We start from the raw sequence: 24,499 nt of genomic DNA on the forward strand, positions 1-24,499 counted from the left end.
AGCTCTCCATGCCCGGGGCTACCACACCAGTATCTGCAAACTCGGCTTCACCGCTGGGCGAATACCGTTGTCGTCGTTCAGGGGCTGCCGGGCTCCGGTCAGCGGGTCCAGCAGTTCTGCGTGTTTGATGTCCGGCAGGCTGATGCTGCTGCCTTTGGCACTCCAGTACATCAACAAGTGTTTTCCGTCAGGCCGAGTCCAGGCCACGCTGTAGAAACTGTCCGGCACATCCTCAAGCTTGGGCGTGGTGCCGGGTTTAAGGGAGGGGCCGGTGATCTCAAGGAAGCGGGCGAGGGCGGTGTATACCGGCTTGGGTTCGCCGTCCAGGTTCAGCAGGCCGTAATGCTGGTCGCGTGGCGAGGCGCGTTGGTCGAGGTCGGACAGCGCGAACAGGAAAATCTTCTGATAGTCCTGGGACGCCATCAACGCCAGGCGGCGCAAGGTGTAGTCGGCCTGCCCGTCGATACCGATCAGGTCCTGCATCTCCTTGGGGCCGGCATAGCTGGACCAGCCCCACTCGGTAGCCCATACGTTCTTGATCCCGGCGCCGTGCAGCATGGTATTGAGTTGATCGCCGCGCAGCAGCACTTCGTTCTTGCCCGGTTCATCGGTTTCCGGGGTCATCGAATAAGGGTGATAGGCCGCGACCATGCCCAGGTTTTGCACGCCCAGCGCGCCGAGCGCTTCGAACATCAGGGTTTTGCCACGCGGCGGCATTTGGCTGTAGTACGCCATGCCGCCCATGACCTGCAGTTTGCCGGGCGCAGCAATATTCAACGCCTGGTGACTGGCCAATAACAATTGCCCGTACTCCTTGGCGTTGACTTTGGGGCGCCAGTTGTTCGGCAGGTTCTGCTCGTTCCACACCTGCCAGGCATCAATATTGGGGTAGCGCTTGGCCAGGAGTGCCAGGCGCAGCGCGTAGATTTCGGGGTCCCGCGGGCGATACTGGTCCTGGAACTGCGCGCCCTTGGGGGCGGTGGTGATAAAGGGCGCCGAGCCCACCAGGTAAAACACCGAGCGGATTTTTTCAGCGCTCAGGGTGCGGTCCAGTTCATCGAAGGTGCTGAGTTGATAACCGTCTTCTGTGGGCTCCAGGCGATCCCAGTGCAGGTCGACCCGCACCCATTGCAACCCAAGTTTCTTGTATTGCTTGATCTGCTGGCGGTACTGCTCGGGCGTGAACCACAGAAAGTGCGCGTTCACGCCAAGGAAGTCCTTCCATACCACAGTGCGCTCCGGGGCCAGATTCACCGGCTGCGCATCGACTTTCTCACTCGACAGCAGGGCGCCACCCACGGCGATTGCCAGCACCAGCGGCAGATAGCGCCACATCGGGCGAACAGATGAAATATTCATCGCAACGGCTCCTCACAAGCATCCCGAAATAATTCGGCAAAACGTTGGGCCGTGGTGGCCCACTGGCGTTGGTGACCGATTTCCGCTGCCCGGGCAGCCCATTGCCGGGCCTGCTGCGGGTCGAGGATCAAGCGGTTCAAGGCGTTGCTCAAGGAATCGATATCGCCCTGCTGATAGGTGATGCCATTGCCGCCGGCCACCTCTTCAGCAAAGGCACGCGCATTGGAGGTGATCACCCCGCGCCCGCAGGCATTGGCCCACGACAGCGCGCCACTGGTGCCACGCATCTGTCCCAGGAAACCGAGTTTTTTCGATTCACGGTAGGGCAGCACCATCACATGGTGCGCCTGGATCGTAGAGGCGATCTGCGCCGATGGCAGGTCCAGCTGCCAGTCCACCACATCCTCCAGGTGCAGCGCGCTGATCTGTTGGCGCAGGCCGTCGAGGTAGTTGCCGGCCGGGTCGAAGGTCATTTCCGGGGCGGTGCCGCCGGCCAGGGTCAGGCGCACCTGGCCTCGGCATTGCGGGTGAGCGGCCAGTGACTGGGCCAGGGCCTGGAGCAGATCTTCAATGCCCTTGCCGCGATAGATAAAGCCGAAATACAACAGACGCAGCGGCGCAAGCGGCGGCAAGTCCTGGGGCGCGATGGGCAGGTTGCCGTGAGCAATCACCGCCACTTGCTGCGGGCGCAGGCCCATGCGTTGGCGCAGGCAGTCGCCTCCCAGGCGGGTGAGGGTGATCAGCCGGCGCATACCTTTGGCCAGGCGTCGTTCTTCGTGCAAGGTCAGCGGGTCGGCCAGCAGCGCCGCCGCCTGGGGCAGCGGGTGGGGCAGGCGTTCGAGCAGGGTCAAGGGGAAAAACAGCTTGGCCCGGCGCCAGATCAAGCGCTCCGGGTCATGCACCGTGGCGGTCAACGGCAGTTGTGGGTGTGCCCGACGCAGGTAGTCAAGCGCCTGGAACTCACCGAAGCGCCCACCTCCCAATTCGGCATGGACCAGGTCCACACCGTGCCAGTCAAAGGCTTGCAAGCGCCGCAACTGTTCAGCCAGGTCCTGGCAACCCGCGAGGGGGGTCACCACTTCAAGGCCCAGTTCGATCAACGCGTTGCGCAAATGCGCGGCGTAATCGGCGATTCCGGTCTGCTCCGGCGGCAGAGGTGCCAGCAATGCAATACGCATCAGGCCGCACCGCGCCAGCTGTTGATCCGCGCCAGGACCTTGGCCGGTACTTCGAAGCGGCGGCGGTTGAGGATCATGCCGTCGACTTTGCCGAACGCGGTGGTCAGCAGCGACACCGCGTTCTCGATGGTCGGTACGGTACTGGTGCGGGCTTCGATCACCAGCACGATCTGGTCGGCACGGCGTAGCGTCAAAAAGGCCTGCGGGTTGGACGACAAGGCCGAGGCGTCCAGCAACAGCACTTCACCCGCCGTGGGCGCGTTCGCCCCGTCGACCGAGACGCGGTGGCCACGCTCTTCCAGCAGGCGCTTGAGCTGCTCGATGATAAACGTCACGCCCTCGCCATGCCGCGCCGAGGTCAGGCCCAGGGCAAAGCCTTCACTGGCGATGCGCTCCAGGGGCAGCAGGCTGTACAGGCGATAGAGGCTGGCGGTGACGGCGGCCGGCGTGGCGTCTTGCACGTCGGGGATGCTGCTCCACAGCGGCACCTGGAACATCTCCTGCAAGCGTGTGCCATCGTGGATACGTTGGTCCAGCAGGTACAGCACATAAATGGTCAAAAAGCCCACGGCTACGCCGGCGGGAATGGCGAACAACAGAATCAGCAGGCTCTTGGGAAACACACGTGACGGGTTCAGGGTGGCGTGTTCGATCAGCGCGATGTTGCTGATCTGGCTGTTGTCCAGTTCGTGGTCGATACGCGCCTGTTCAAGATTGTCCGAGTACAAGGCGTAGCTTTTTTCGGCGGCGCGCAGTTGTTGGCTCAGCTTGTTGAGTTCCGGCTCATCGGTCATCGCCTTGTCACGCTGGTCACGCAGTTCGGCGAGGGTCTTGTCGTAGTTCTCGATCTCCCCGGCCAGTTTGCGCTCTTGCAATTGTGCGTCGATCACTTGCTGCTTAACGTTGATCACCAAGCTGTTGGGCGCAGTGTTTTGCGAGCGTTCCAGGCGCGTAGCCTCCTGAGCGCTGAGGGCTTCGATGTCGCGGATGTTCTGCTCGATCTGATTGACCTGCGGCGTGCCCGGCAGGTAGGTGCGCAACAGGCGTGCGCGTTCCACTTGCAGCGCATTGAGCTGGCGCTTGAGGTCCAGTTGGGTGGGATTGAGGCTGGTTTCGCGCATCGTCACCACGTCTGCCGGCTGGCTCTTGATCTGCTGGCTGGCGTTGGCCAGGAGGCTGCGAATGCCCGAGATCTGGTTTTGTGCGCTGACCTTGGCGTCGGTGACACGGTCGATCTGACTGGTGAGGTTCTTCAGGCGCGCATCGACACTGATCGAATCGATCTGCTTCAAACGGCCTTGCAGTTGGTCCTTCAGGCTTTGGATATTTTCCGCCACCTTGGCGCGTTCGGTTTCGTAGAAGGTATGCAGGCTCTTGCGCCCGAGAATCCGCGCACGTTCCTCAAGGTAGGCGTTGACCCATTCCTCGACGATTTTTTGCGCCACAGCCGGGTCGTCCCAGGTGAAGGAAATCTCGATCACTGAAGAACCCGGCTCGTGACCGGCTTTGAAGTTCTTCTCCAGCGAGGTCGCCAGGCGCTCCAGCGGGCTTTGCTTCTCGGCAAGGCCTACGAACTGCAGCACGCTGCGCACGCCGTTGATGACTTCGCCAAGGCCCTTCTTGATGTAGAACTTGGTGACCTTCCAGAAGCCCTGCGGCGGCTCGGAGGTCATCGCCATATAGCGCTCGGCAACGATATGCACGATGGGCCGGCCCGTGAGCATTTTTTCTTCGTCGACAATCGGGTCGTGCTGGGTGCTCGGGGCAATCAGCGTCTGGCGGTTGGCGGCTTCGATCGGCAAGGTGGTGTTGTCCCGCCCCGGCTTGACCAGCAAGCGCGCGTCGGACTCGTAGCGAGCCGGCAACAGGAAGGCACCCAGCACCGCGACGACGATCGTGGTGATCACTGCCAGTTTGAATTCGCGGCGGTAGATGAAAAACAGCCGCAGCAGGTCGCGAAGAGAGCGGATTTCGATCACAGGATCACTCCATTGATAGGGAGGTGAAGATAGGGCGCAGGTGCATGCATCGAACTACCAGAGATGCGTTCCATTGCTAAGGCACCCCTGGGATGTTGATTTTTTCGATGTTGTTGGTCGTGTTTCCGCTGTTCTTCACGCCGCTGTCGTTGAGGTCGTAGTTAAAGCCCACGCCAATCCCTTTGTTGATCGGAAACAGCCGCGTAAAGTACATATCCACGGCCTCCACCGTCGCGCCGATGCCCGACTGCGGCACGAAGATCAAATCGCCGCGCTGCAACGCCACCCGCGGGTGATTGGGGTTTGTCAACATGCTCTCCAGGCTGATGAAGTACGTCCTGTACTTGCCATCTGGCCCGGTGCGCAGCAAGGCCACGTTGGAGGCATCCGCCGAGGGCAATACACCACCGGAACTGAGCAGTGCCTGCTCGACGCTGACGTTGCCGGCCAGGTCGAAAAACGCCGGGTTAGACACCGCACCGCCGATAAACACCTTGTTGCTCGGTGCGCTGGCGATGTTCACCGTCACCGCGGGTTCGCGGTAGATGCGCTTGTACTTCTCGGTGATTTCCTTGCCCAGGTCTTCGGGCGTGCGCAGGGCGGCCTTGACCCGGCCGATATTGGGCACCGAGATCACGCCGTCGGGGCGCACGACGAATACGGTCATGTCATCGGCCGCCGCCGGTTCCTGGGCGTCGCGCACGATCCGCAGCGAGTCGCCGGTCTGGATCAGCACCTGGGGTGGTGGCAGGTCGGCCAGGGTCAGCGCCGCTTGATGGCCGGCCTTGAGCGTATTGTTGTCAGGAAGCGGCACCCGCGCAGGGGTCGAACAGCCCGCCAGCCAGATTGAGGCACTCAAGAGGCTGAGCAGGGTAAGACGGGAACGTCGGTTGGTAGTCTTCATGACGGCTCAAGTCCAGTAGGTGGAAAACATGCCCAGACGCCGTTTAAGCGAGTTGGGCAAGTGGCGTTCAAGGTGGCCGAGGCGATAACCCAGCAATTTAAAGGCGCTGCGCATTACTACTTCTGGCGCACGGTGCAGCGCGTTCGCCTCGCGCAATGCGCGCAGTTCGGCCAGCACATAACGCTTACCTTCGCCGCCGGCGTCGCCGAACGCCTGGCGAATCCACGCCTCGCGGCCGTAGAACACACCGATATCGAAGTAGCGCTTGAACTCGTCCAGCAAGCGGTAATCGTGGGAGTGATAAACCTGCGCACTGGCGGCGTAGCGCACCTGGTAGCCGGCCAGCAACATGCGTGCGGCGACGTAGGCGTCTTCGCTGCCAATCACATCCTGGGGAAAACCACCCACCGCCTGCAGGGCGCTGCGTCGGTACACCGAAAACGAGTCGGAGCTGAAGCAGGTCTTGATCCCTAGCTGCGGTGCATCGGCCAGGCTTTTGCTGCGGCTGGCCGCCGGGTAATTGAAGTGCCGCGACTGTGCCCCCAGCACCCCTGCACCGGGGTGCGGCAGCTGCCGTCCATAGGCCACGCCATTGAGCGGCTCCAGTTGCAATTCGGCGATCAGGTTGGCGAACGTCTCGGCCGTGGCGGGGATTGCGTCCTGAGTCATGACGATCAAAGCGTCGCCGCCCACCTGTTCACTGGCCCAGCGCCGAGTGCCGCCGTGGTTGAAGTCGCGGGCATCAATCACCTCCACGCGCGCGCCAAACTCGCGAAAGCGCGCCACGGTGTCATCGCTCGATGCGCTGTCGACCACCAGCATCTCGTCCGGTTGCAGGGTTTGCATGCGCAGCGCCGGCAGTAAGCGGTCCAGATGGCTGGCCGCGTTGCGGGTGGGGATGATCAGGGACGTGCGCATCAGGGTTTCTCTTCCACCGGCGCGCGGCCGTAGATGTCGTCATAACGCACGATGTCGTCTTCGCCCAGGTACTCACCGCTCTGTACCTCAATCATCACCAGATCGATGATGCCGGGGTTGGTCAGGCGGTGTTTGTGGCCGGCGGGAATATAGGTGGACTCGTTCATATTGAGCAGGATTTCGCGCTCGCCATTGGTGATCATCGCTGCGCCGCTGACCACCACCCAATGCTCGCTGCGGTGATGGTGCATTTGCAGGGACAGCGAACCTTTGGGCTTGACCACAATGCGCTTGATTTTGAAGCGCGTGCTTTCTTCCAGCACCGTGTAGGTGCCCCACGGGCGGGTGACCGTGCGGTGCAGACTGAACGCCGGGTGATTCTGGCGCTTGAGTTCGGCAACGATATAGCGCACGTCCTGGCTGCGGTGCGCGTCGGCGATCAACAGTGCGTCCGGGGTGTCGACGATGATCAGGTCACGCACGCCCACTGCACCGAGTACCCGTTTGGGCGAGTCGATGTAGCAGTTATGCACGTCGTGCAGGATCGCCTCGCCATTGATCTGGTTGCCATTGTCATCACTGGGGGTGAGTTGGCGCAGCGCTTCCCAGGAACCGATATCGCTCCAGCCAATGTTGCAGGGCACGACCGCGACCTTTGCGGATTTTTCCATCAGGGCCACGTCGATGGAGATGTCCGGCGCGGTACCGAAACCTTCCGGGCTCAGCTCACGCTGGCGACTGCTGCTGTTCTGCAGGCTCTGGCTGTGCTCGAGTGCGGCCTTGGCTGCGTCCAGCACTGCCGGGGCGTGGCTGGCCAATTCTTCCAATAGGCTGGCCGCCTTGAAGCAGAACATGCCGGCGTTCCACAGGTGCTTGCCGCCGTCCAGATAGCCTTGGGCGGTGGCCAGATCGGGCTTCTCGACAAAGCGCCGGACCTGAAACCCGGCCTCCAACGCTGCGCCTTGTTCGATATAGCCAAAGCCGGTTTCGGCACGGTCAGGCTGAATGCCGAAGGTCACCAGGTAACCGGCCTCGGCCAGTGCGCGGGCTTTTTCTACCGCTTGGGCGAAGGCCGTTTCATCCAGGATCAGGTGATCGGCGGGCATCACCAGCAACTGCGCTTCAGCGCCGAAATGCTCCTGCACATGCAAGGCGGCCACGGCGATGGCGGCGGCGGTGTTACGGCCAAACGGCTCCAGCAGCAGCTCCAGGGCCAATCGCTGGGTGTTCACCGCGCGGTAGTCGTCGAGGGTGCGAAACAGCAGGTCACGATTGGTCACTGTCAGGATGCTCTCCACCCCCGGCAAGTGGCTGGCGCGCAGGAAGGTCTTTTGCAGCAGGCTCTGGTCGTCGCGCATGCGCATGAAGGGTTTGGGCATGTTCTGCCGCGAAACCGGCCACAGCCGCGTGCCCGAACCACCGGAGATGATGCACGGGATCAATCCGTTAAGAGGGTTCATCAATAAACTTCCTTGGTGGAAAGGACGGCCGGAACCGTCATGAAAACGATGTACAGATCCAGCCACACCGACCATTTGGCGATGTATTCCAGGTCGTATTCGACTCGCTTCTGGATTTTGAACAGGGTGTCGGTCTCGCCACGGTAGCCATTGATCTGTGCCCAGCCGGTGATGCCTGGCTTGACCCGGTGGCGTGAGCTGTATTCGCTGACCGCTTGCTCGAACGGAACCCCGGCGGCCTTGGTGGCCGTGGCGTGGGGGCGCGGGCCGACCATCGACATATTGCCCAGCAGCACGTTGAACAGTTGTGGCAGCTCATCAATGCTGGTCTTGCGAATGATCCTGCCTACCCGGGTGATGCGCGGGTCCTGGCGTGTGGTCTGGTTCTCGGCGTTGAGGTCGGTCTGTTCCACGTACATCGAGCGGAACTTGAACACTCGGATCAGGTTGTCGTTGTAGCCAAAGCGCTTCTGGCGAAACAGCACCGGGCCCTTGGAATCGAGTTTGATCGCGATGGCCGTCGCCAGCATCACCGGTGACAGCAACAACAGGCCGAGGCTGGCCAGCAGCAGGTCTTCGCAACGCTTGATAAAGGGTGACCAGCCGCGCAGCGGCAACTGCGAGGTGTTGAACATCAGGATGCCGCCCACATCGGTGATGCGGTTATGCCCATAACGCAAGGCAGCCATGTCGGGCACCAGCATGACGTTCACCGACATCTGCCGCAGGCGTTTGACCAGCCCGTTGATACGCTGCTCGGCAGCCCAGGGCAGGGTGATCATGACCTGGTTGACCTGTTCGGAGCGGATCAGCTTTTCCAGGTCGCGGGTATTGCCCAGCAAGGGCAGGCGGCTCAATTCCTTGGGAATGCGCTCGGTACGGTCGTCGATAAAGCCGATCAGGCCGGAACGGATATCGCTGTTGCGCGACAGGTGTTCAGCCACATGCACCGCCGTCTCGGTAAAACCCAGGATCACCGTACGCTGCAAGAATTTGCCGTTCTTCATCAAATGGCGATACAGGCGCAGCATCAATATCCGCTCCACGCCAAACAGCACCAGGCTCATGGAGAACCAGGCCGCCAGGTTGCGTGGGCTCAACTGTGGGAACAGCAGCAGGATCTGGTACATGAACAGCAGGATGCAAAACGCCGAGACCCAGGCCACCAGCATCACGCGAAAACGCAGGCGATTGCTGAACAGATCCTCGGAGTACACCCCCAGGGCCTGGAACAGAATGATGGTCAAGAGCGCAAAGAATACCAGCAGGCCAAGGTAGTGGTTGCGCATGTGCTCGGCGACGGGTTCCGGGTAGAACAACAGGATAATTGCCGGCACCACAGCAGTGAGGCCGTGGATCAGTTTTACGAAGACGACAAAAAACTCAACGAAACCGGGACGAGTCAAAAACAGGCTATCGACCGACGATTTACCGCGCATAGATCAGATCCTCAATACACCACCAGAACGTTCCTATTCGTTTTGCTCATCCATAAGGCAGGTTTGCTTTACAAGTGGTGCAAATCGAACAACTGCAGTTGCTGGGTAATACGTAATGCCTGTTCAGACGCAGGAATTTACGGAGTGATGGCTAAATAGTGGCTTCCTTGAGGTTCCGTGTCAATGATTTGGCTTTTTTTGCCCTTGCCTTCAATGGCTCTCATGAGGCTCCCATGATATGACGATTTATTGACATGGGAGGCCGGGCTTTCAGAAAAATCGAGAATCGATGATGGCTTTTTGGAGTGTAGGAACAAACGTGGGGATTTGCCTGCCAGCGAAAAAAGCTTTTTTTGACAGAAGCAGGGCGGGGGAAGGGGGGTTGTCGAACCAGAGCCGGCTTGCCGGCTCTGGTGCAAGGACTGCTGATGTTTAGAAGTTGCCTTTGAGGCTCAGCGTGAGGTTGCGCGGCTCTCCATAAAGATTACCCCAGCCTGAGGTACCCACGGTCTGGTAGTAGTTTTTATCGAACAGGTTGTTGCCGTTGAGCGCCACAGTCCAGGTGTCGTCCACCTGATACGCAATGCGCGCATTCCACAACGCATACCCGGCCTGTTCCAGTTTGATGGTTTGCAACCGGTAGTTGCTGCTTTGGGCGTTGACCCCTGCGCCGACTGTCCATTTTGACAGTGCACCGTCCAACTGGTAGTCGCCCCACAAACGCAGCATATGCCTTGGTACGTAGGTGTTGGACACCGCGCCTTCGGCTGCGCTGTCGATGTTCTTCAGGTTCTTGGTTTGCGTGTAGGTGTAGCCGCCAAACACTTGCAGGCGTTCAAGCAATTCGCCGCTCAGCTCGGCCTCGACCCCTTGGGCGCGAACTTTGCCCGTGTCGGTGTAGCAGTAGCCGTCAGAGGAACTGCCGCAGCGGGTCTCGAAATCGGTTTGGGCGGCGTTTTTTTCGATGGCGCGAAACAGCGCCAGGGAGCTGTTGAGGCGCCCGTCAAACCATTCGCCCTTGATACCCAGCTCATAGTTCTCACCCATTTTCGGCTTGAGCGCCGAACCGCTGACCGTGGCGTAGGAGCTTTGTGGCTGGAAGATATCGGCGTAGCTGGCGTACACCGAAAGGTTGTCATTGAGGTCGTAGATCAGCGCGGCAAACGGCGTGACCACGCCGGTTTCCTTGGTGCGTGCATCCTGGTCGGCCCACTCGCCCCAAGCCAGGTTCAAGGACTCACGGCGGTTTTCATACCAACTGACGCGACTGCCGAGAACCAGCATCAATGGTTCGGCCAGGCGCAGGCGCAAGGTGGCGTAGGCGCCGTATTGGGTGGCGGTTTCCTTGACCGTGCCGCCACGGTACATGTTGGGCCAGAAGGTATCGTCGGCAGGTTCCGGGAAGTGGTGGTTGGGGTTGAAAACGCTTTGGCGCTGGGGCAGGTTGCGGATCGCGTAGACATCGTCCTGGGTGCCACGACTGCCATTGGCGCCGAGGATCAACTCATGTTGCAGGCCAAACGCTTCAAATTGACCATCAATGTAGGCATCCAGGCCGTAGTCCTTGTGATCGTAATCCAGCAGCGCGGCGTAGCTGGTGAGCGTAGGGGCCGGGTTGCCATAGTCCACGGTGCTTTCGCTGGCGGCGTATTTGATGTCTTGCAGGTTGCGGCTATGCACGGCGCTGACTTTGAGCTTCCAGTCGTCGTTGAAGTGATGGGTCAGATCGGCGAACAGCGTGGTGCGCTGGCTTTGCCAATCGTTCCAGGCCTGGCCCAGGCAGGTGGAGCGGCTCAGGCCGAGGCTTTTGCCGTCGCGGTAGCGCGGCAGGCCGCTCCAGCACGGTGTGGCGTCGACATCCTCATAGCTGGCGCCGAAGCCTAGGGTGGTGTCAGGGCTGACATCCATGTCCAGCGCCGCGTAAAACGCCTGGTCCTGGCGCTTGGCAAGGTCCATGTAGGAGCCACGATTCTGCTGGCTGACCGACGCACGGCCGCGCACCGTGCCGCTGTCGTTCAACGGGCCGCCGGTGTCGAGTTCGGCGTGGTAGTTATCCCAAGTGCCCGCCGACAGCCCGAGGCTGGTGGTCGGGGTGGCTTGGGGCCGCTTGCGCACGAAGTTCACTGCACCGCTGGCGGTGCCGGCGCCCTTGAGCATACCGGCGGCGCCTTTTAGCACCTCTACCCGGTCATAAATCGCCATATTCGCGCTGAAACTGTCGGCCTGTATGTAGTCCTTGCCGATGTCCAGCGGCACACCATCGAACTGGTACTGACCGAGCATCTTGAAGCCCCGGGAGTAAAAATACTTGCCGCCCATGGGCGACTCGTAGCTGGTGATCCCCGGCGTGCGCTCCAGCAATTGGTCGATGGTGGTGATGTTCTGGTCATCCATCAGCTTGCGGGTCATCACGCTCACCGATTGCGGCGTGCGTCGCAGGCTGTGTTCACCCTTGCCGATGGTCACCGCACCGGTGGTGTAGGAACCGCTGCCTTCGGTGGTGGCGCCCAGACGATCACCAGTGATGGTGGTGGCGCCCAGGCTCAGCGCCGAGCCGGCTTGCTGCTGAGGTAGCAGTAACCAGGCGTTCTGGCCCTGGCTTTGCGCCTGCAAACCCTGGCCCTGGAGCAACTGGCTCAGGGCCTGTTGTGGGGCCAGGGTGCCGCTCAGCCCCGGGCTGCTTTTGCCGGCCACGCTGCCTGCGTCATACGACAGGCTGATACCGGCCTGCCGCGCAAACTGATCAAGGGCGCCGGCCAGAGGCCCGGGCGCAATATTCCAGGCGCGGGCCTGGCGCTCGCTGCCGGGTTCCTGGGCTGTTGCGGTATACGGCAAAGCGCTGGCTGCCACGCACGCGCCAAGAAGAGTGGCATTGAGGGCGTGTCTGAGGGGGGAACGCTTGGAGGGGAACGCTTGCATGACCGCGGGATGCTCCTGAAGGAAGTGGACAACACCGGCCTGTTGATCGGCCTTTCCTTACAGGTCGAATGGCAATGAGAATTCACCTCATTTATTTTCGGCCGCTCAAACCCGAGCGGAGACGGTCACCCAATAGGGGCTGCGGTAGGTCACATTGATCGACAACGATTGCGCCACCAGCTTGAGTACCTGATCGGTGTCTTCCAGTTGATAGGTGCCCGAAACCCGCAGCCCCGCGACGGCTTCGCTGCAACGGAGCAAGCCGTTGCGGTAGCGGCCCAGTTCGGCCAGGAAGTCGTCAAGGCGCATTTTGTGGGCGCTGATGACGCCGTCGCTCCAGGCCCAGGGATCCAGGCCATTGGTGGGAGAAGGGCGAATGCCGCTACGGTTGAACAGCACCTGTTCGCCCGGCTTGATCATTTGGCGTGCGCTGGCGTCATGGCTGTCGGCATACACCGCGACCGCACCCTGCTGCACAGCCAGCAGCGTGCCTTGGGCTTCTTCACGTACCACAAAGCGCGTGCCGAGGGTGCGCAGGTAACCATCGCGGGTGTGCACCCAGAACGGACGGTTGTCAGCGCCGGTATTGACCAACACTTCACCCTGACGCAGGTTCACCAGACGCCGCTCGGCATTCAGGGTGATATCGATGGCACTGGCGCTGTTGAGCTGGACCTTGCTGCCATCGTTCAACGCCACCCAGCGCCGCTCGCCGGTGGCCGTGCGGTAGTCCGCCATCAGGGCGGGCAGGGGCGTGTAGTCGCGACCCAGCCAGGCCAACCCGGCGGCGCCGGCAAACAAGCCCAGCAGCTTCAAGCCTTCACGCCGACTGATACGTTGGCGCGCGCCATCGAGGGCATGGCGACTGACATGCGCCGGCAGTTGGGTGAAGTCGTCATTCATGGTCGCCACGCGCTGCCACGCCAGTTGATGCGCGGCGCTGGTGTGCAGCCACTGCTCAAAGGCCGCCGTGCTGGCGTCGTCAGCGGTGTTGAAGCGCAGCTTGATCATCCACTGGATGGCCTGGTCCACCAGGCGCGGATCAGCATTCGGCATAACGTAACCGATAGCAGGCGTGCAGCGCCTTGGACAGATCACGCTCCACCGTGGCCTTGGACACGCCCAGGCGCAGGGCGATTTGCGCGCAGGTCAGGCCGTCCAGTTGGGCCAACAGAAACGCCTCGCGCACCCGTGGCTTGAGCTGGTCGAGCAAACGGTCGATGCGCGCCAGGCTGTCGAGGATCAGCAGGCGGGTTTCTTCGCTCGGCACCTCGACTTGAGGAAAGTGCGCCAGGCTTTCCAGGTAGGCACGTTCCAGTTCGCGGCGTCGGTATTGGTCGATCATCAAACTGCGCGCGATGCTGCTCAAGTAAGCACGCGGCTGCTGCAAGGTCTGTTGCTTGCGCGCGTTGAGCAGGCGCACAAAGGTTTCCTGCGCCAGGTCAGCGGCGTGTTCACGGCAGCCGGTGCGTCGGCTCAACCAGCCGCGCAGCCAGGAATGGTGGGCTTGGTAAAGCTGGCCGATGGCGGCATGGTCCAGTGGGTGATCGCTCGACATGGTCATCCTGGCGCAGCAGGCTTAATTGATAATGTTTCGCATTCTAGACGTTGGTTGTGGCATTCAGCAATCACTGGTTTGCTGCGTCAGTAATGTATCCAGCACAATTTTTGTAGAGCCTGTGAGCGCCGTGCTGACGCTGATCGCGAGTGTGTTTCACGTGCTGCTGGGCATGTTTGGCGGGGGGGCTCAGCCGCTTCTTCGCCAAACGCAACAAAAGCGCCTGGCTGCAGAAGTGGGGTTTGGCGGCGGTGCTGATGGCGTTGGCCGTGCGCTTGGCGGTGATGTCGCGTCCTGCCTGACGACACGCGGGAAGCCAAGCAGGTTTCTGTGTGGCGAGGGAGCTTGCTCCCGTAACGGCCTGCCAGTCGATGCTCATTTACCTGACACCTCACAATCCAATTGTGGGAGCTGGCTTGCCTGCGATGGCGGCCTGACAGGCGATGCTTCTCTACCTGACACCCCGCGATCCAAATGTGGAGCGGGCTTGCTCGCGAAGGCGGCCTGACAGCCGACACAGTCATACCGAGTACATATCCATTCCTGCGGTAACGGCCACTTAGGGTTCCGCCCTGACAGCGGCTCACTTTTGAACAGCGTGTCCGGTCCGTACAGGTTGAAGGTTCGCAACGCAGTGTGGTGTTGGGGATTTGCCGGATGGTAGAGGGCGTTCAGTTGCTGGTTGATCGGGTAGTAGAGGGAGGCGGCGAGACGCGAGCGCAGTAACGGCGATGCCTGTCAGTTAAGAAACAGCGCTGTACTGTGGCGAGGGAGATTGCTCCCTCGCCACGGATGAACATTCAACCCAACCGTGCAGCCGCCCGCGCCACAATCTCCCCACGCACTCTGCGTGACTCCACCGTGCGCTTGTTGGCTTCCTCCAGTACATATCGGGGCGCAGTCTCCGGGCGGCCGGAGTCAAACGGTGGGGCCGGCGCATATTCGATCTGCAGTTGCACCAGTTGCGCCGCCGCTTCGCTGTACAACTCTGCGGCCAGGGTCAGGGCAAAGTCGATGCCGGCGGTGATCCCGCCGCCGGTAAACAGGTTGCCGTCACGCACCACGCGCTCGTGCACGGGAACAGCACCGAGCGGGGCGAGCAGGTGGTGGTAGGCCCAGTGGGTCGTGGCCTTGCGACCGCGCAGCAGCCCTGCCGCGCCCAATACCAATGAGCCGGTGCACACCGAGGTCAGGTAGCGCACTGTCTGTGCCTGGGCCTTGAGAAAATCCAGGGTTTGCGGGTCTTCCATCAACGGGCCCACACCGGCGCCACCGGGTACGCAGAGCACATCCAGGTTCGGGCAGTCGGCGTAAGTAATGGTCGGCGTGAACACCAGGCCAGTGCTGGAGGTGATCGGCGCGAGGTCTTTCCACACAAGGTGCAGCTTCACGTCTGGCAGCGAACCGAGGACATCATAGGGGCCGGTCAGGTCCAGTTGCTGGATGCCGGGGAACAACAGAAAGCCGATCTGCAAGGTCATGGTGCAAGCTCCGAAAGAAATGGACGACCGCACTGTAGAAGCCTAGGCTTTGGCGGGTACGCCATTGAGCCCACTAATCACGCCAATCATGCCCAAGATTATTCATGTACTCGCTTTTGAAAATGCCCAGGTGCTCGATGTCACCGGGCCTCTGCAAGTATTTGCGTCGGCTAATGACCTGTTGCGCCAACGTGGTTTACCGTTGCCCTACGCGGTGAATGTGATCGCCGCTCAGCCTGAACCGGTGAGGACTTCTGCCGGCCTGGCGCTGCTGGCTGAACCGCTGCCCGCCATCGACGCGCCTTGCGATACCCTGGTGATCGCCGGTGGCTGGGGCGTGTACGCTGCCGCCGAAGACCCGACACTGGTGCAATGGGTGCGCGATAAATCCCGGCACACCCGGCGCATGGCTTCGGTGTGCACCGGGGCCTTTCTGCTGGCCGCCAGCGGTTTGCTCGATGGTTGCCGCGTGGCCACGCACTGGACGCGGTGTGAAGAACTGGCGCGCAAGTTTCCCGCGCTCACAGTGGAGGCCAATCCGATTTTCATCCAGCAGGGCGCGGTATGGACGTCTGCTGGTGTGACCGCCGGGATCGACCTGTGCCTGGCCCTGGTAGAGGATGACCTGGGGCGCGGCATTGCCTTGGAAGTGGCCCGCCACTTGGTGGTGTTCCTCAAGCGCCCTGGCGGTCAGTCGCAATTTAGCGTGACGTTATCCCTGCAAAAGAGCGACAGCCGCTTTGCCGACCTGCACGCTTGGATCGCCGACCATCTGACGCTGGATCTGAACATCGCCACCCTGGCAGCCCAGGCTGGCATGAGCGAGCGTAGCTTTGTGCGCCATTACCGCGCCGAGACCGGCCAGACCCCGGCACGGGCCGTGGAACTGATCCGTGTCGAAACCGCGCGCCGGCAATTGGCAGACAGCACGACCTCCATCAAACGTATCGCCATGCAGTGCGGTTTTGGCTGTGAGGAGACTTTGCGCCGCAGCTTTGTGCGGGCCTTGTCAGTGACGCCTCAAGCTTACCGGGAGCGTTTTTCACCGCTCCAGTAGTTCCAGCAATGCTTCAAGCGTGACCCGGGGCGCTTCCTGGAAAACATTATGACCAATGCCTGGCAAAACCTGCCGGCGATAAAAACCACTGAAGTGCTCCACATCGTCATCCTCAAGCGACGGCGGGCCCACACCGTCGTCGGCCCCGCATAACGAAATGCTGGGCACCGTTATCGCCGGTTGCTGCACCAATGCCTGCTCAATGGATTCCAGCGCGGGATCACCCGGCGCATACATGAAACGATGGCGGTAAGAGTGAATCACCACCGCGACAAAGTCCGGGTTATCAAATGACGGCGCAGTCTTGCCATACAGACTTGGCCCTTCACGCCAGGTCGGCGACCAAAGCCGCCATAACAACTCACACAGCTCTTGTCGATTGGCGGTCAAACCGTCGACTCCACGCTGGGTGTGGAAGTAATACTGGTACCATAATCGATGCTCGGTTTCCGGTGCCCGAGGCTCGAGGGACTGGGCGATGTCCTGGATGTTGTAACCGTCCCCCGTCACCAAGCCGCGTACCCGCTCGGGCCATAGCGCCGCGACAATACACGCCGCGCGCCCACCCCAGTCATACCCAGCGAGCGTGGCCTGCTTAATGGACAGCGCATCCATGAAATCCAGCAGGTCCTTGGCCAACGCCGCCTGTTGGCCGGAGCGCATGACCTGGTCGTTGATAAACCGCGTCGGGCCATAACCGCGCAAATAGGGGACCAACACCCGATAACCACGCTCGGCCAGCACCGGCGCGATTTCGTCATAACCGCGAGGGTCATAAGGGAAGCCATGCAGCAGGATCACCGGCTCGCCTGCGATGGGGCCGTGGGTTTCATAAGCCACGTCTAGCATGGACGTGCGCACATACAACAGCGGGGCAGGGGACATCAGGGTTGCCATACAGTCTTCTCCCCGCTGAGTTTGCGGTCCAGGAACGTTGCCGCACTGATCAATGCCAAGTGGCTCAACGCCTGAGGTGTGTTGCCCAAGTGCCGAGCCTGGCTGTCGAATTCTTCGGCGTACAGTCCCAGCGGGTTGGCGTAGCGCAGCAGCTGTTCGAATTCCAGGTGGGCCTTCTCCACTTGCCCGGCGCGGGCCAAGCATTCCACGTACCAGAACGAGCAGGCGGCAAATGCGCCTTCTGTGCCTTGCAGCCCGTCGATCTGGCTGTCGTCATTGCGGTAGCGGTAGACCATGCCGTCGCGCACCAGGCTTTTCTGGATCGCTTCCAGCGTCGCCAGCCAGCGCGGGTCGGTGGCCGCAACGAAGCGCACCAGCGGCATCAACAGCATCGAGCCGTCCAGCGCCGTGCTGCCGATATGCTGGACGAAATGCCCGCGCTCTTCGTTCCAGAAGTTGCTCCAGATGTCGGCGTAGATAGCCTGGCGTGTCTGGTCCCAGCGCGCGAATGGGGCGGGCAGCGAGCGTTTGGAGGCGAGGCGAATAGCTCGGTCCAAGGCCACCCAGCACATCAGGCGCGAGTGCAGAAAGTGGTGTTGCTCGCCGCGCATTTCCCAGATGCCTACGTCTTTGCGGTTCCAGATCTCACACACTTGGTCGACCACTTCCACCGTATGTTTCCAGCCTTCGTGGGAAATGGCTTCGCCGTACTTGTTGACCAGATACACCGCGTCCATCAGTTCGCCGTAGATATCCAGCTGGATCTGGTCGAACGCTTCGTTGCCCACGCGCACCGGTTGGGCGCCGCCGTGGCCGCGTAAATGATCGAGGGTGGTTTCCGGCAACTCCTGGCGACCGTCGATGCCGTAGAGAATATTGATTTTGGTCGGCTGGCCGCAGCAGTCGCTGACTCTGCCTTTGAGCCAGCGCATATAGGCGTTGGCTTCCTCGACAAACCCCAGGCGCATGAACGCGTAGACGGTAAACGACGCATCGCGTATCCAGGTATAGCGGTAATCCCAGTTGCGCTCGCCGCCGGGGCTTTCCGGCAGGCCGAAGGTGGCGGCGGCGATGATTGCGCCGTGCTTGCGCGAGGTCAAAAGCTTCAACGCCAAGGCCGAGCGGTTGACCATTTCGCGCCAGCGCCCACGGTAATTGGACTGGGAGATCCAGCCGCGCCAGAACTTGAGGGTGCGTTCCAGGTACAGGTCCGTGCAGTTGTTGACCACCCGCGGATCATCCTGGCCGCCGAGCACAAATTCGGCGCCCTCGTCCTGGGCCAGGGTGAAGCGGGATACGACTGCATTTTCTTCGAGGGTCAGCGGGTGGCTGCCTACCAGACGCAGGCCGGGCTGACCGTCGGCGCTGAACAGCACGCCGCTGTCATCGGCTGTGGTGTGGGTCTTGGCACGTGCGTAGTCGTGGCGCACGGCGCAACGCAGGTGCAGGTTGGCCTGGCCGCTGACCACCCGTACTCGGCGAATCAGCAAAGGCAGCTCGTCGACCTCTTCGCTGACCGCCAGCAGGTCGGTGACTTCTACCACCGCCTCGTCACTCAGCCAGCGTGTTTGCAGCACGTTGGTGTCAGGCAGGTAGATCTGCTCGCGGCGGGCGTTAGGCAGGTCCGGGGTAAGCTGGAAGGTGCCGGCGTCGGGCGTGTCGAGCAGTGCGCAGAAGATCGACGGGCTGTCGAATTCCGGCCAGCAGAAAAAATCGATGCTGCCACGGTCGTTTACCAGTGCGGCACTGCGCATGTCGCCGATGATGCCGTGGGCATCGATGGCGCTTTGGGGTTCTTTTTTCAGATCAACCATTGCCGCGAAACTCCGGATAAAGGCTCATGCCACCATCGATGAACAGCGTACTGCCGACCACATAATCAGAAGCATCACTGGCCAGCCACACCACTGCATTGGCCACATCTTCTACATCGCCGACGCGACCGTAAGGAATCAATTTGAGTAACTCTTTCTCCGCAGCGCCTTCAGTGGCTGCGCGGTTGATCGCCGTGCGAATGGCCCCAGGCGCAATGCCGTTGATGCGGATGCGTTGCTCGCTGACTTCCTGGGCGAGGGTGCGCATCAGCATCTCCACGCCGCCCTTGGACGCTGCATAATTCACATGCCCGGCCCACGGAATGACTTGATGCACCGAACTCATATGGATGATTTTGCCGGCCGCTCGTGACACGCCCTCACGAACGCCCTGACGATTGAAGATACGCACTGCCGCTCGGGCACAGAGGAACTGCCCGGTGAGGTTGACACCGATCACGGTGTTCCAGTCCTCGAGGCTCATGTCGACCAGGTTGGCGTCTTTTTGCAGGCCGGAGTTGGCCACCAGAATATCCAGGTGGCCGAAGGCATCGAGGGTCTGTGCGAACAGGCGCTCGACATCAGCCTCCTTGGACACATCGCCACCGATGGCAAGCGCCCGACCGCCGTTGGCATTGATCTGTGCGGCAAGGGCCTCGGCGGGGGCCGCCTGGGAGTTGTAGTTAAGCACCACTGCCGCGCCCGCGTCGGCCAGGGCTTTGGCTGCGCCAGCACCGATACCGGAACTGGCGCCGGTGACCAGAGCCACTTGTTGCTGCAAGGAAATCTGCATCGCCCACCCACTGTGTTTATCCGAGTCCTTTCAGCTGACTGGCGGCGGGGAGCGGAAGTTCACCGCACGGCTTTTACGCCTAGACCGCGGGCCGCAGGTGTAGCGCCGGGGCGCAAGGCAAAGGTTTATCGTAATATGCTGAAAACAAAAGGTAAGGGATGGAGCAAAGGAATGTGTATATCGACACGCACCCCAAGGATGAAAAGTTTACTCATTGGCTTATCAGCCGTTTTATCACTGGCTCAGACATCATTGGCTGTTGCGGAAAACAGCAATGGAAAAACGCTCTATCTACAGCGATGCGGCGTGTGCCATGGACCCGATATAAAGGCCACCGGGCCATTGGCTAAAAAAAGCAATCCCCCCACGCCTGACCTTACAACCGCCGCGTTCAAACAGCGGCTGCATGATTATCCGGGCGTGATCGTCTCGTCGATAATACTTCGCCCAAATGGCAACCTGATTCCAAAGACGTTGAAGGACAACGGTGTGAAGATAGCGCCGCACGCGTGGAGCGTTCAGGACTTCCGCGATCTGCATCAATACATGAGTAGCGTGATTTCAAAAAGTTGAGGGGTTTGAGTGCGGCGGGCGTACCGGCGATGGACAGCAATTGCCCCACTTAATAGGAAGCATTACTATTCACGCCCCGCCTCCTCAGTGCCTTCGCGATGATTCCTCAGCCGCCCCGCAGAACAGGCTTTTTCGAGCACTACGAAGAGTTGATCGGCACCTGGACGCGCCGCTTGAGGAACCGTCAGCAAGCCGAGGACCTGACCCACGACACTTTTGTGCGAGTGCTTGAGTCCGACGCCAGCGAGGTTGCACAACCGCGCGCCTACCTGCATCAAACCGCGCGCAATATCGCGGTGGACGCCTACCGGCGCGCAGAACGCCGCGCGGCGTTGACGTTGCAGGCCGTTGATCAAGCCCCCCACAGCGGCGATCCGGAGCATTACATGCACGCGATTCAGTTGGCCGACTCCATCGAGCGGGCCCTGGTCGAGTTGCCGCTCAACTGTCGCAAGATTTTTATCTGGCAGAAAATCGAGGGGCTCACCCAACAGGAAATCGCCGTGCGCCTGGGGCTGTCTAAAAACATGGTGGAGAAGTATATGATCCGCACCCTGCGGCATCTGCGTGACCACCTGGATGCAATGGCGCCATGACCCGCTTTGAAACAGGATCTTCCACGATGGATAAGCGTGTCCGTGACGAAGCGGCGCAATGGTTTGTGCGCCTGCAAGACGGCCCGTTGAACGCCGAAGAACGGCAACGTTTCGAGGCCTGGCGTGCCGAGCAGCCCGAACACCAATATGAGTTCGATGTGCTGCAAGGGCTGTGGAGCGCCACGGATCTGCTGCCCCAACCCCGTTTGCAGGCTTTGTGCGATGCGCCGGCCGAGCGCCCCAGGGGTGGGGCGGTGTTGCGCTATGCGGTAGCGGCCGGTGTGGTTGCCATTGCCGTGGGCCTGGGTTTGTTCAGCGGGCTGGGCCAGTCCAAGCTCTACAGCGCCGAGTTCACTACCCGGGTGGGCGAGCAGCGCCAGGTGGCCTTGCCAGACGGCTCTGTGATGGACCTCAACAGCCGCAGTGTGGTTGCGGTTCACTACGAAAAAGGTCGGCGGGGCATTGAGCTCAAGCAGGGTGAGGCGATGTTCAGTGTCGAGCACGACGCCAGTCGCCCGTTCGTGGTGGCCGCCGGGGCAGGGCAGGTAACGGTCACCGGCACACGCTTCGATGTGCGTCGCGATGACGACCGCACCCGCGTGGTGGTCGAGACCGGCACCGTCAAGGTGCAGGGACGAGCGTCGGCTCAAGTCGTGACGCTCACCGCCGGCCGGGGCACTCATGTCGATACTCAGGGCGAAGTGGCTGCGGCCTATGCCGTAAACCCTGAAGAGCTGACCGCATGGCGCACCGGCAAACTGGTGTTCAACAACGCTAGCCTGGCCGAAGTGGCGCGGGAAGTGTCGCGCTATCGCGAGCAACCGTTGCGCATCACCACGGCAGCGGTGGGCAACCTGCGTCTGACCAGCGTGTTCAACGCCAGTGACACCGACGCCTTGCTCAAAGCCTTGCCACATATTCTGCCGGTTGCCTTGCGCACCTTGCCGGACGGCAGCCAGGAAATTATTTCACGCTGACATTCAGGTTTTTTTCGCATTGTTCGTCTTCTCCTGCAACTGCAACTGGTTTGCATTAACAGACGCACACTTTTGCGATCACAGGACTAGGTTCGACGTGAAAAAACTCGCCCTCCACAACAATAAAACCTCCCGCTGGGCGCCTCTCGCCCTGGCTATCGCAGTCAGCATCGCGCTGCCTGCCGCACAGGCTGGCGAAGGCGTTCATATTCGCGCCCAGCCCCTGGGTGCAGCCTTGAGCCAACTGGGCCAGCAGACCTCCCTGCAAGTGTTCTTCAGCCCCGACATGGTCGCCGGCAAGCAAGCCCCAGCAGTGGATGGCAACTTCTCGCCTGAACAAGCCCTGCGCCAATTGCTGGAAGGCAGTGGGCTGGATTACCAGATCGACGCAGGCTCCGTAACCTTGCGCACGCTGAGCTCCGGCACTGGCGAAGCTGGCTCGCCGCTGGAACTGGGCGTCACCGACATCAAGGTGGTGGGCGACTGGCTCGGCGATGCCGATGCCGCCGTGGTGCAAAACCATGCGGGTGCACGCACGGTGGTGCGCCGCGAAGCCATGGTGGAGCAGGGCGCGATGAACGTCGGCGACGTATTGCGCCGCGTGCCTGGCGTGCAGGTACAGGAATCCAATGGCACCGGGGGCAGCGATATTTCTCTCAACGTCGGCGTACGCGGCTTGACCTCACGCCTGTCGCCACGCTCCACCGTGCTGATTGACGGCGTACCGGCAGCCTTCGCCCCGTACGGCCAGCCGCAACTGTCGATGGCGCCCATTTCCGCCGGTAACCTTGACAGCATCGACGTCGTGCGTGGTGCCGGGTCCGTGCGCTATGGCCCGCAGAACGTCGGCGGCGTGATCAATTTCGTGACCCGCGCCATCCCGGAAAAATTCTCCGGGGAAGTCGGCACTACCCTGCAAACGTCCGCCCACGGTGGCTGGAAGCACGTCGAAAATGCGTTTATCGGCGGCACCGCCGACAACGGCATCGGCGCCGCGCTGCTGTACTCCGGGGTCAATGGCAACGGCTATCGCAACAGCAACAATTCCAACGACATTGACGATGTAATCTTCAAGACCCACTGGGCGCCGACCGATCAAGACGACTTCTCGCTGAACTTCCACTATTACGATGCCAGCGCCGACATGCCCGGTGGCCTGACCCAGGAGCAGTTTGACGCCAACCCGTACCAGTCGGTGCGCGACTGGGACAACTTCAGCGGCCGCCGCAAGGACGTGTCCTTCAAGTACATCCGCCAGATTGACGACCGTACCCAGGCTGAAGTGCTGACCTACTATTCCGACAGCTTCCGAGGCAGCAACATCGCCAACCGCGATCTGAAAACCCTCAGTTCCTACCCACGCACCTACTACACCTTCGGCATCGAGCCACGGGTGTCCCATGTGTTCGATGTGGGCCCCAGCACGCAGGAAGTCAGCGTTGGCTACCGCTACTTGAAGGAAGGCATGCACGAGCAGGCCACCAGCCTTAACCTGGTCAACAACGTACCCACGCCAGGTGGGCAGAGCGACGGCCACGTTTATCAAGACCGCACCGGCGGCACCGAAGCCAGCGCTTTCTACATCGACAACAAAATCGACATCGGCCAGTGGACCATCACGCCGGGCATCCGCTTTGAAGACATCCGCACCGAATGGCATGACCGCCCGGTAGTGGCCCTGAACGGCAAGCGTACCGAGGAAAAACGCCGCGAGATTCACAACAATGAACCGCTACCGGCCCTGAGCGTGATGTACCACGTCAGCGACGCATGGAAACTGTTCGCCAACTACGAAACCTCCTTCGGCAGCTTGCAGTATTTCCAGTTGGGGCAGGGTGGTACCGGCAACCAGACCGCCAACGGTCTGAACCCGGAAAAAGCCAAGACCTACGAGATCGGGACGCGCTACAACGACAGCATCTGGGGCGGCGAAGTGACGCTGTTCTACATCGACTTCTCGGATGAACTGCAATACGTCAGCAATGACGTAGGCTGGACCAACCTCGGCGCCACCAAGCACGCCGGTATCGAAGCGTCGGCCCACTACGACCTGTCCAATCTTGACCCGCGCCTCGACGGTCTGACCGCCAACGCCGGCTTTACCTACACCAAGGCCACCTCCGAGGGCGACGTACCGTTCAAGGGCCGCGATCTGCCGCTGTATTCCCGTGAAGTGGCGACCCTGGGCCTGCGTTACGATGTCAATCACTGGACGCACAACCTGGACGTCTATGCTCAGTCTGGCCAGCGTGCGCCAGGCACCGGCACCACCTATATCACCCAAGGCACCGCTGACGGCCAGTACGGTGATATTCCGGGTTATGTTTCGGTCAACGTGCGCAGCGGTTATGACTTCGGTGCGCAACTGTCGAACCTGAAACTTGGCGTGGGGGTGAAAAACCTCTTCGACCAGCAACATTACACACGCTCCAGCGACAATAACGCCGGGATATACCTGGGCGAGCCGCGCACGTTCTTCGTACAGGCAAGCGTTGGATTCTGATCTTCGGTTGATGGCAATAATCGCAGCCCAAGGGTTGCGATTTTTTTTGCCCGCGCCAGGCGTAATGCAAGCCTGCCTGATCTGTTTCCTACAC

Annotated in this window: 19 protein-coding genes and 1 pseudogene; 6 read left to right on the top strand and 14 right to left on the bottom strand. The window is 61.1% G+C overall.

Annotation, left to right across the window (positions count from 1 at the left end):
• Positions 1-18: 18 nt before the first annotated feature.
• From E4O98_RS16355 to E4O98_RS16400, 10 genes are all read right to left on the bottom strand, one after another.
• The gene (locus E4O98_RS16355; protein WP_103735419.1) at positions 19-1,359 is read right to left on the bottom strand and encodes a beta-xylosidase; all 1,341 of its coding nucleotides are present in this window, start codon (positions 1,357-1,359) and stop codon (positions 19-21) included.
• Positions 1,356-2,537: a glycosyltransferase gene (locus E4O98_RS16360; RefSeq protein ID WP_148854475.1), complete on the bottom strand. Its 1,182-nt coding sequence runs from the start codon at positions 2,535-2,537 to the stop codon at positions 1,356-1,358. Before E4O98_RS16360 ends, E4O98_RS16355 begins: the two co-directional genes overlap by 4 nt.
• Positions 2,537-4,516, bottom strand: coding sequence for an exopolysaccharide transport family protein (locus tag E4O98_RS16365; protein ID WP_248127819.1), 1,980 nt, complete (start codon positions 4,514-4,516; stop codon positions 2,537-2,539). Before E4O98_RS16365 ends, E4O98_RS16360 begins: the two co-directional genes overlap by 1 nt.
• Before the next feature lie 76 nt (positions 4,517-4,592).
• Positions 4,593-5,420 (bottom strand): polysaccharide biosynthesis/export family protein, encoded by an 828-nt coding sequence (locus E4O98_RS16370; RefSeq protein WP_228309662.1) that lies wholly within the window; start codon positions 5,418-5,420, stop codon positions 4,593-4,595.
• Positions 5,421-5,426: 6 nt separating this feature from the next.
• Positions 5,427-6,338, bottom strand: a complete 912-nt coding sequence (locus E4O98_RS16375; RefSeq protein WP_078820824.1) for a glycosyltransferase — start codon at positions 6,336-6,338, stop codon at positions 5,427-5,429.
• A complete protein-coding gene (locus E4O98_RS16380) occupies positions 6,338-7,798 on the bottom strand; it encodes a mannose-1-phosphate guanylyltransferase/mannose-6-phosphate isomerase (protein ID WP_148854469.1) in 1,461 nt (486 codons plus the stop codon). Before E4O98_RS16380 ends, E4O98_RS16375 begins: the two co-directional genes overlap by 1 nt.
• Positions 7,798-9,237 carry an undecaprenyl-phosphate glucose phosphotransferase gene (locus E4O98_RS16385; protein WP_078820826.1) on the bottom strand — a complete coding sequence of 480 codons (1,440 nt, stop codon included), beginning with the start codon at positions 9,235-9,237 and terminating at the stop codon, positions 7,798-7,800. Before E4O98_RS16385 ends, E4O98_RS16380 begins: the two co-directional genes overlap by 1 nt.
• 432 nt (positions 9,238-9,669) lie before the next feature.
• Complete coding sequence (locus E4O98_RS16390) at positions 9,670-12,156, bottom strand: TonB-dependent receptor (RefSeq protein WP_103735422.1); 2,487 nt, start codon at positions 12,154-12,156, stop codon at positions 9,670-9,672.
• A gap of 105 nt (positions 12,157-12,261) precedes the next feature.
• A complete protein-coding gene (locus E4O98_RS16395; protein WP_248135721.1) occupies positions 12,262-13,212 on the bottom strand; it encodes a FecR domain-containing protein in 951 nt (316 codons plus the stop codon).
• Positions 13,199-13,714, bottom strand: coding sequence for a sigma-70 family RNA polymerase sigma factor (locus E4O98_RS16400; RefSeq protein ID WP_032876877.1), 516 nt, complete (start codon positions 13,712-13,714; stop codon positions 13,199-13,201). The genes E4O98_RS16395 and E4O98_RS16400 overlap by 14 nt, the downstream gene beginning before the upstream one ends.
• 130 nt (positions 13,715-13,844) lie before the next feature.
• Between E4O98_RS16400 and E4O98_RS16405 the strand changes: the two are divergent.
• Positions 13,845-14,016, top strand: a pseudogene (locus E4O98_RS16405) (LysE family translocator); the annotation flags it as partial.
• 498 nt (positions 14,017-14,514) lie between these two features.
• On the opposite strand, the gene E4O98_RS16410 reads toward E4O98_RS16405, so the two are convergent.
• Positions 14,515-15,195, bottom strand: a complete 681-nt coding sequence (locus tag E4O98_RS16410; protein ID WP_223019142.1) for a DJ-1/PfpI family protein — start codon at positions 15,193-15,195, stop codon at positions 14,515-14,517.
• A gap of 88 nt (positions 15,196-15,283) precedes the next feature.
• Here E4O98_RS16410 and E4O98_RS16415 point away from each other — a divergent pair, with 88 nt between their 5' ends.
• Positions 15,284-16,252 (top strand): helix-turn-helix domain-containing protein, encoded by a 969-nt coding sequence (locus E4O98_RS16415; RefSeq protein WP_228309667.1) that lies wholly within the window; start codon positions 15,284-15,286, stop codon positions 16,250-16,252.
• Here E4O98_RS16415 and E4O98_RS16420 read toward each other — a convergent pair.
• Genes E4O98_RS16420 through E4O98_RS16430 form a run of 3 tightly spaced genes read right to left on the bottom strand, consistent with a single transcriptional unit; the run spans position 16,238 to position 19,756 of the window.
• Positions 16,238-17,149, bottom strand: coding sequence for an alpha/beta hydrolase (locus tag E4O98_RS16420; RefSeq protein ID WP_248135722.1), 912 nt, complete (start codon positions 17,147-17,149; stop codon positions 16,238-16,240). The two genes, E4O98_RS16415 and E4O98_RS16420, sit on opposite strands and share 15 nt — an antisense overlap.
• Positions 17,137-18,963, bottom strand: a complete 1,827-nt coding sequence (locus tag E4O98_RS16425) for a glycoside hydrolase family 15 protein (protein ID WP_148854462.1) — start codon at positions 18,961-18,963, stop codon at positions 17,137-17,139. The genes E4O98_RS16420 and E4O98_RS16425 overlap by 13 nt, the downstream gene beginning before the upstream one ends.
• Positions 18,956-19,756 carry a glucose 1-dehydrogenase gene (locus E4O98_RS16430; protein ID WP_005786823.1) on the bottom strand — a complete coding sequence of 267 codons (801 nt, stop codon included), beginning with the start codon at positions 19,754-19,756 and terminating at the stop codon, positions 18,956-18,958. The genes E4O98_RS16425 and E4O98_RS16430 overlap by 8 nt, the downstream gene beginning before the upstream one ends.
• A 198-nt stretch (positions 19,757-19,954) precedes the next feature.
• On the opposite strand from E4O98_RS16430, the gene E4O98_RS16435 reads away from it, so the two are divergent.
• The 4 genes from E4O98_RS16435 to E4O98_RS16450 all read left to right on the top strand — a co-directional run bounded on the left by E4O98_RS16435 (position 19,955) and on the right by E4O98_RS16450 (position 24,405).
• Positions 19,955-20,329, top strand: a complete 375-nt coding sequence (locus E4O98_RS16435) for a cytochrome c (protein ID WP_164699550.1) — start codon at positions 19,955-19,957, stop codon at positions 20,327-20,329.
• A 98-nt stretch (positions 20,330-20,427) separates the two neighbouring features.
• Positions 20,428-20,925, top strand: coding sequence for a sigma-70 family RNA polymerase sigma factor (locus E4O98_RS16440; RefSeq protein WP_248135723.1), 498 nt, complete (start codon positions 20,428-20,430; stop codon positions 20,923-20,925).
• Between the two features lie 26 nt (positions 20,926-20,951).
• Complete coding sequence (locus E4O98_RS16445) at positions 20,952-21,902, top strand: FecR domain-containing protein (protein ID WP_148854458.1); 951 nt, start codon at positions 20,952-20,954, stop codon at positions 21,900-21,902.
• A gap of 97 nt (positions 21,903-21,999) precedes the next feature.
• Complete coding sequence (locus E4O98_RS16450) at positions 22,000-24,405, top strand: TonB-dependent receptor (protein ID WP_248135724.1); 2,406 nt, start codon at positions 22,000-22,002, stop codon at positions 24,403-24,405.
• The last annotated feature ends 94 nt before the right edge of the window (positions 24,406-24,499 follow it).

Source organism: Pseudomonas sp. W2Jun17, from assembly GCF_023127795.1.
In the GTDB taxonomy this organism is placed as follows: Bacteria; Pseudomonadota; Gammaproteobacteria; order Pseudomonadales; family Pseudomonadaceae; genus Aquipseudomonas; species Aquipseudomonas synxantha_A.

Excerpts from the sequence above, each read along its gene's own strand:
- E4O98_RS16425 (WP_148854462.1), bottom strand. The coding sequence starts at position 18,963 with ATGGTTGATCTGAAAAAAGAACCCCAAAGCGCCATCGATGCCCACGGC.
- E4O98_RS16400 (WP_032876877.1), bottom strand. The coding sequence starts at position 13,714 with ATGTCGAGCGATCACCCACTGGACCATGCCGCCATCGGCCAGCTTTAC.
- E4O98_RS16370 (WP_228309662.1), bottom strand. The coding sequence starts at position 5,420 with ATGAAGACTACCAACCGACGTTCCCGTCTTACCCTGCTCAGCCTCTTG.
- E4O98_RS16440 (WP_248135723.1), top strand. The coding sequence starts at position 20,428 with ATGATTCCTCAGCCGCCCCGCAGAACAGGCTTTTTCGAGCACTACGAA.
- E4O98_RS16395 (WP_248135721.1), bottom strand. The coding sequence starts at position 13,212 with ATGCCGAATGCTGATCCGCGCCTGGTGGACCAGGCCATCCAGTGGATG.
- E4O98_RS16360 (WP_148854475.1), bottom strand. The coding sequence starts at position 2,537 with ATGCGTATTGCATTGCTGGCACCTCTGCCGCCGGAGCAGACCGGAATC.
- E4O98_RS16385 (WP_078820826.1), bottom strand. The coding sequence starts at position 9,237 with ATGCGCGGTAAATCGTCGGTCGATAGCCTGTTTTTGACTCGTCCCGGT.
- E4O98_RS16430 (WP_005786823.1), bottom strand. The coding sequence starts at position 19,756 with ATGCAGATTTCCTTGCAGCAACAAGTGGCTCTGGTCACCGGCGCCAGT.
- E4O98_RS16380 (WP_148854469.1), bottom strand. The coding sequence starts at position 7,798 with ATGAACCCTCTTAACGGATTGATCCCGTGCATCATCTCCGGTGGTTCG.
- E4O98_RS16390 (WP_103735422.1), bottom strand. The coding sequence starts at position 12,156 with ATGCAAGCGTTCCCCTCCAAGCGTTCCCCCCTCAGACACGCCCTCAAT.
- E4O98_RS16355 (WP_103735419.1), bottom strand. The coding sequence starts at position 1,359 with ATGAATATTTCATCTGTTCGCCCGATGTGGCGCTATCTGCCGCTGGTG.
- E4O98_RS16420 (WP_248135722.1), bottom strand. The coding sequence starts at position 17,149 with ATGGCAACCCTGATGTCCCCTGCCCCGCTGTTGTATGTGCGCACGTCC.
- E4O98_RS16435 (WP_164699550.1), top strand. The coding sequence starts at position 19,955 with ATGAAAAGTTTACTCATTGGCTTATCAGCCGTTTTATCACTGGCTCAG.
- E4O98_RS16445 (WP_148854458.1), top strand. The coding sequence starts at position 20,952 with ATGGATAAGCGTGTCCGTGACGAAGCGGCGCAATGGTTTGTGCGCCTG.
- E4O98_RS16410 (WP_223019142.1), bottom strand. The coding sequence starts at position 15,195 with ATGACCTTGCAGATCGGCTTTCTGTTGTTCCCCGGCATCCAGCAACTG.
- E4O98_RS16375 (WP_078820824.1), bottom strand. The coding sequence starts at position 6,338 with ATGCGCACGTCCCTGATCATCCCCACCCGCAACGCGGCCAGCCATCTG.
- E4O98_RS16415 (WP_228309667.1), top strand. The coding sequence starts at position 15,284 with ATGCCCAAGATTATTCATGTACTCGCTTTTGAAAATGCCCAGGTGCTC.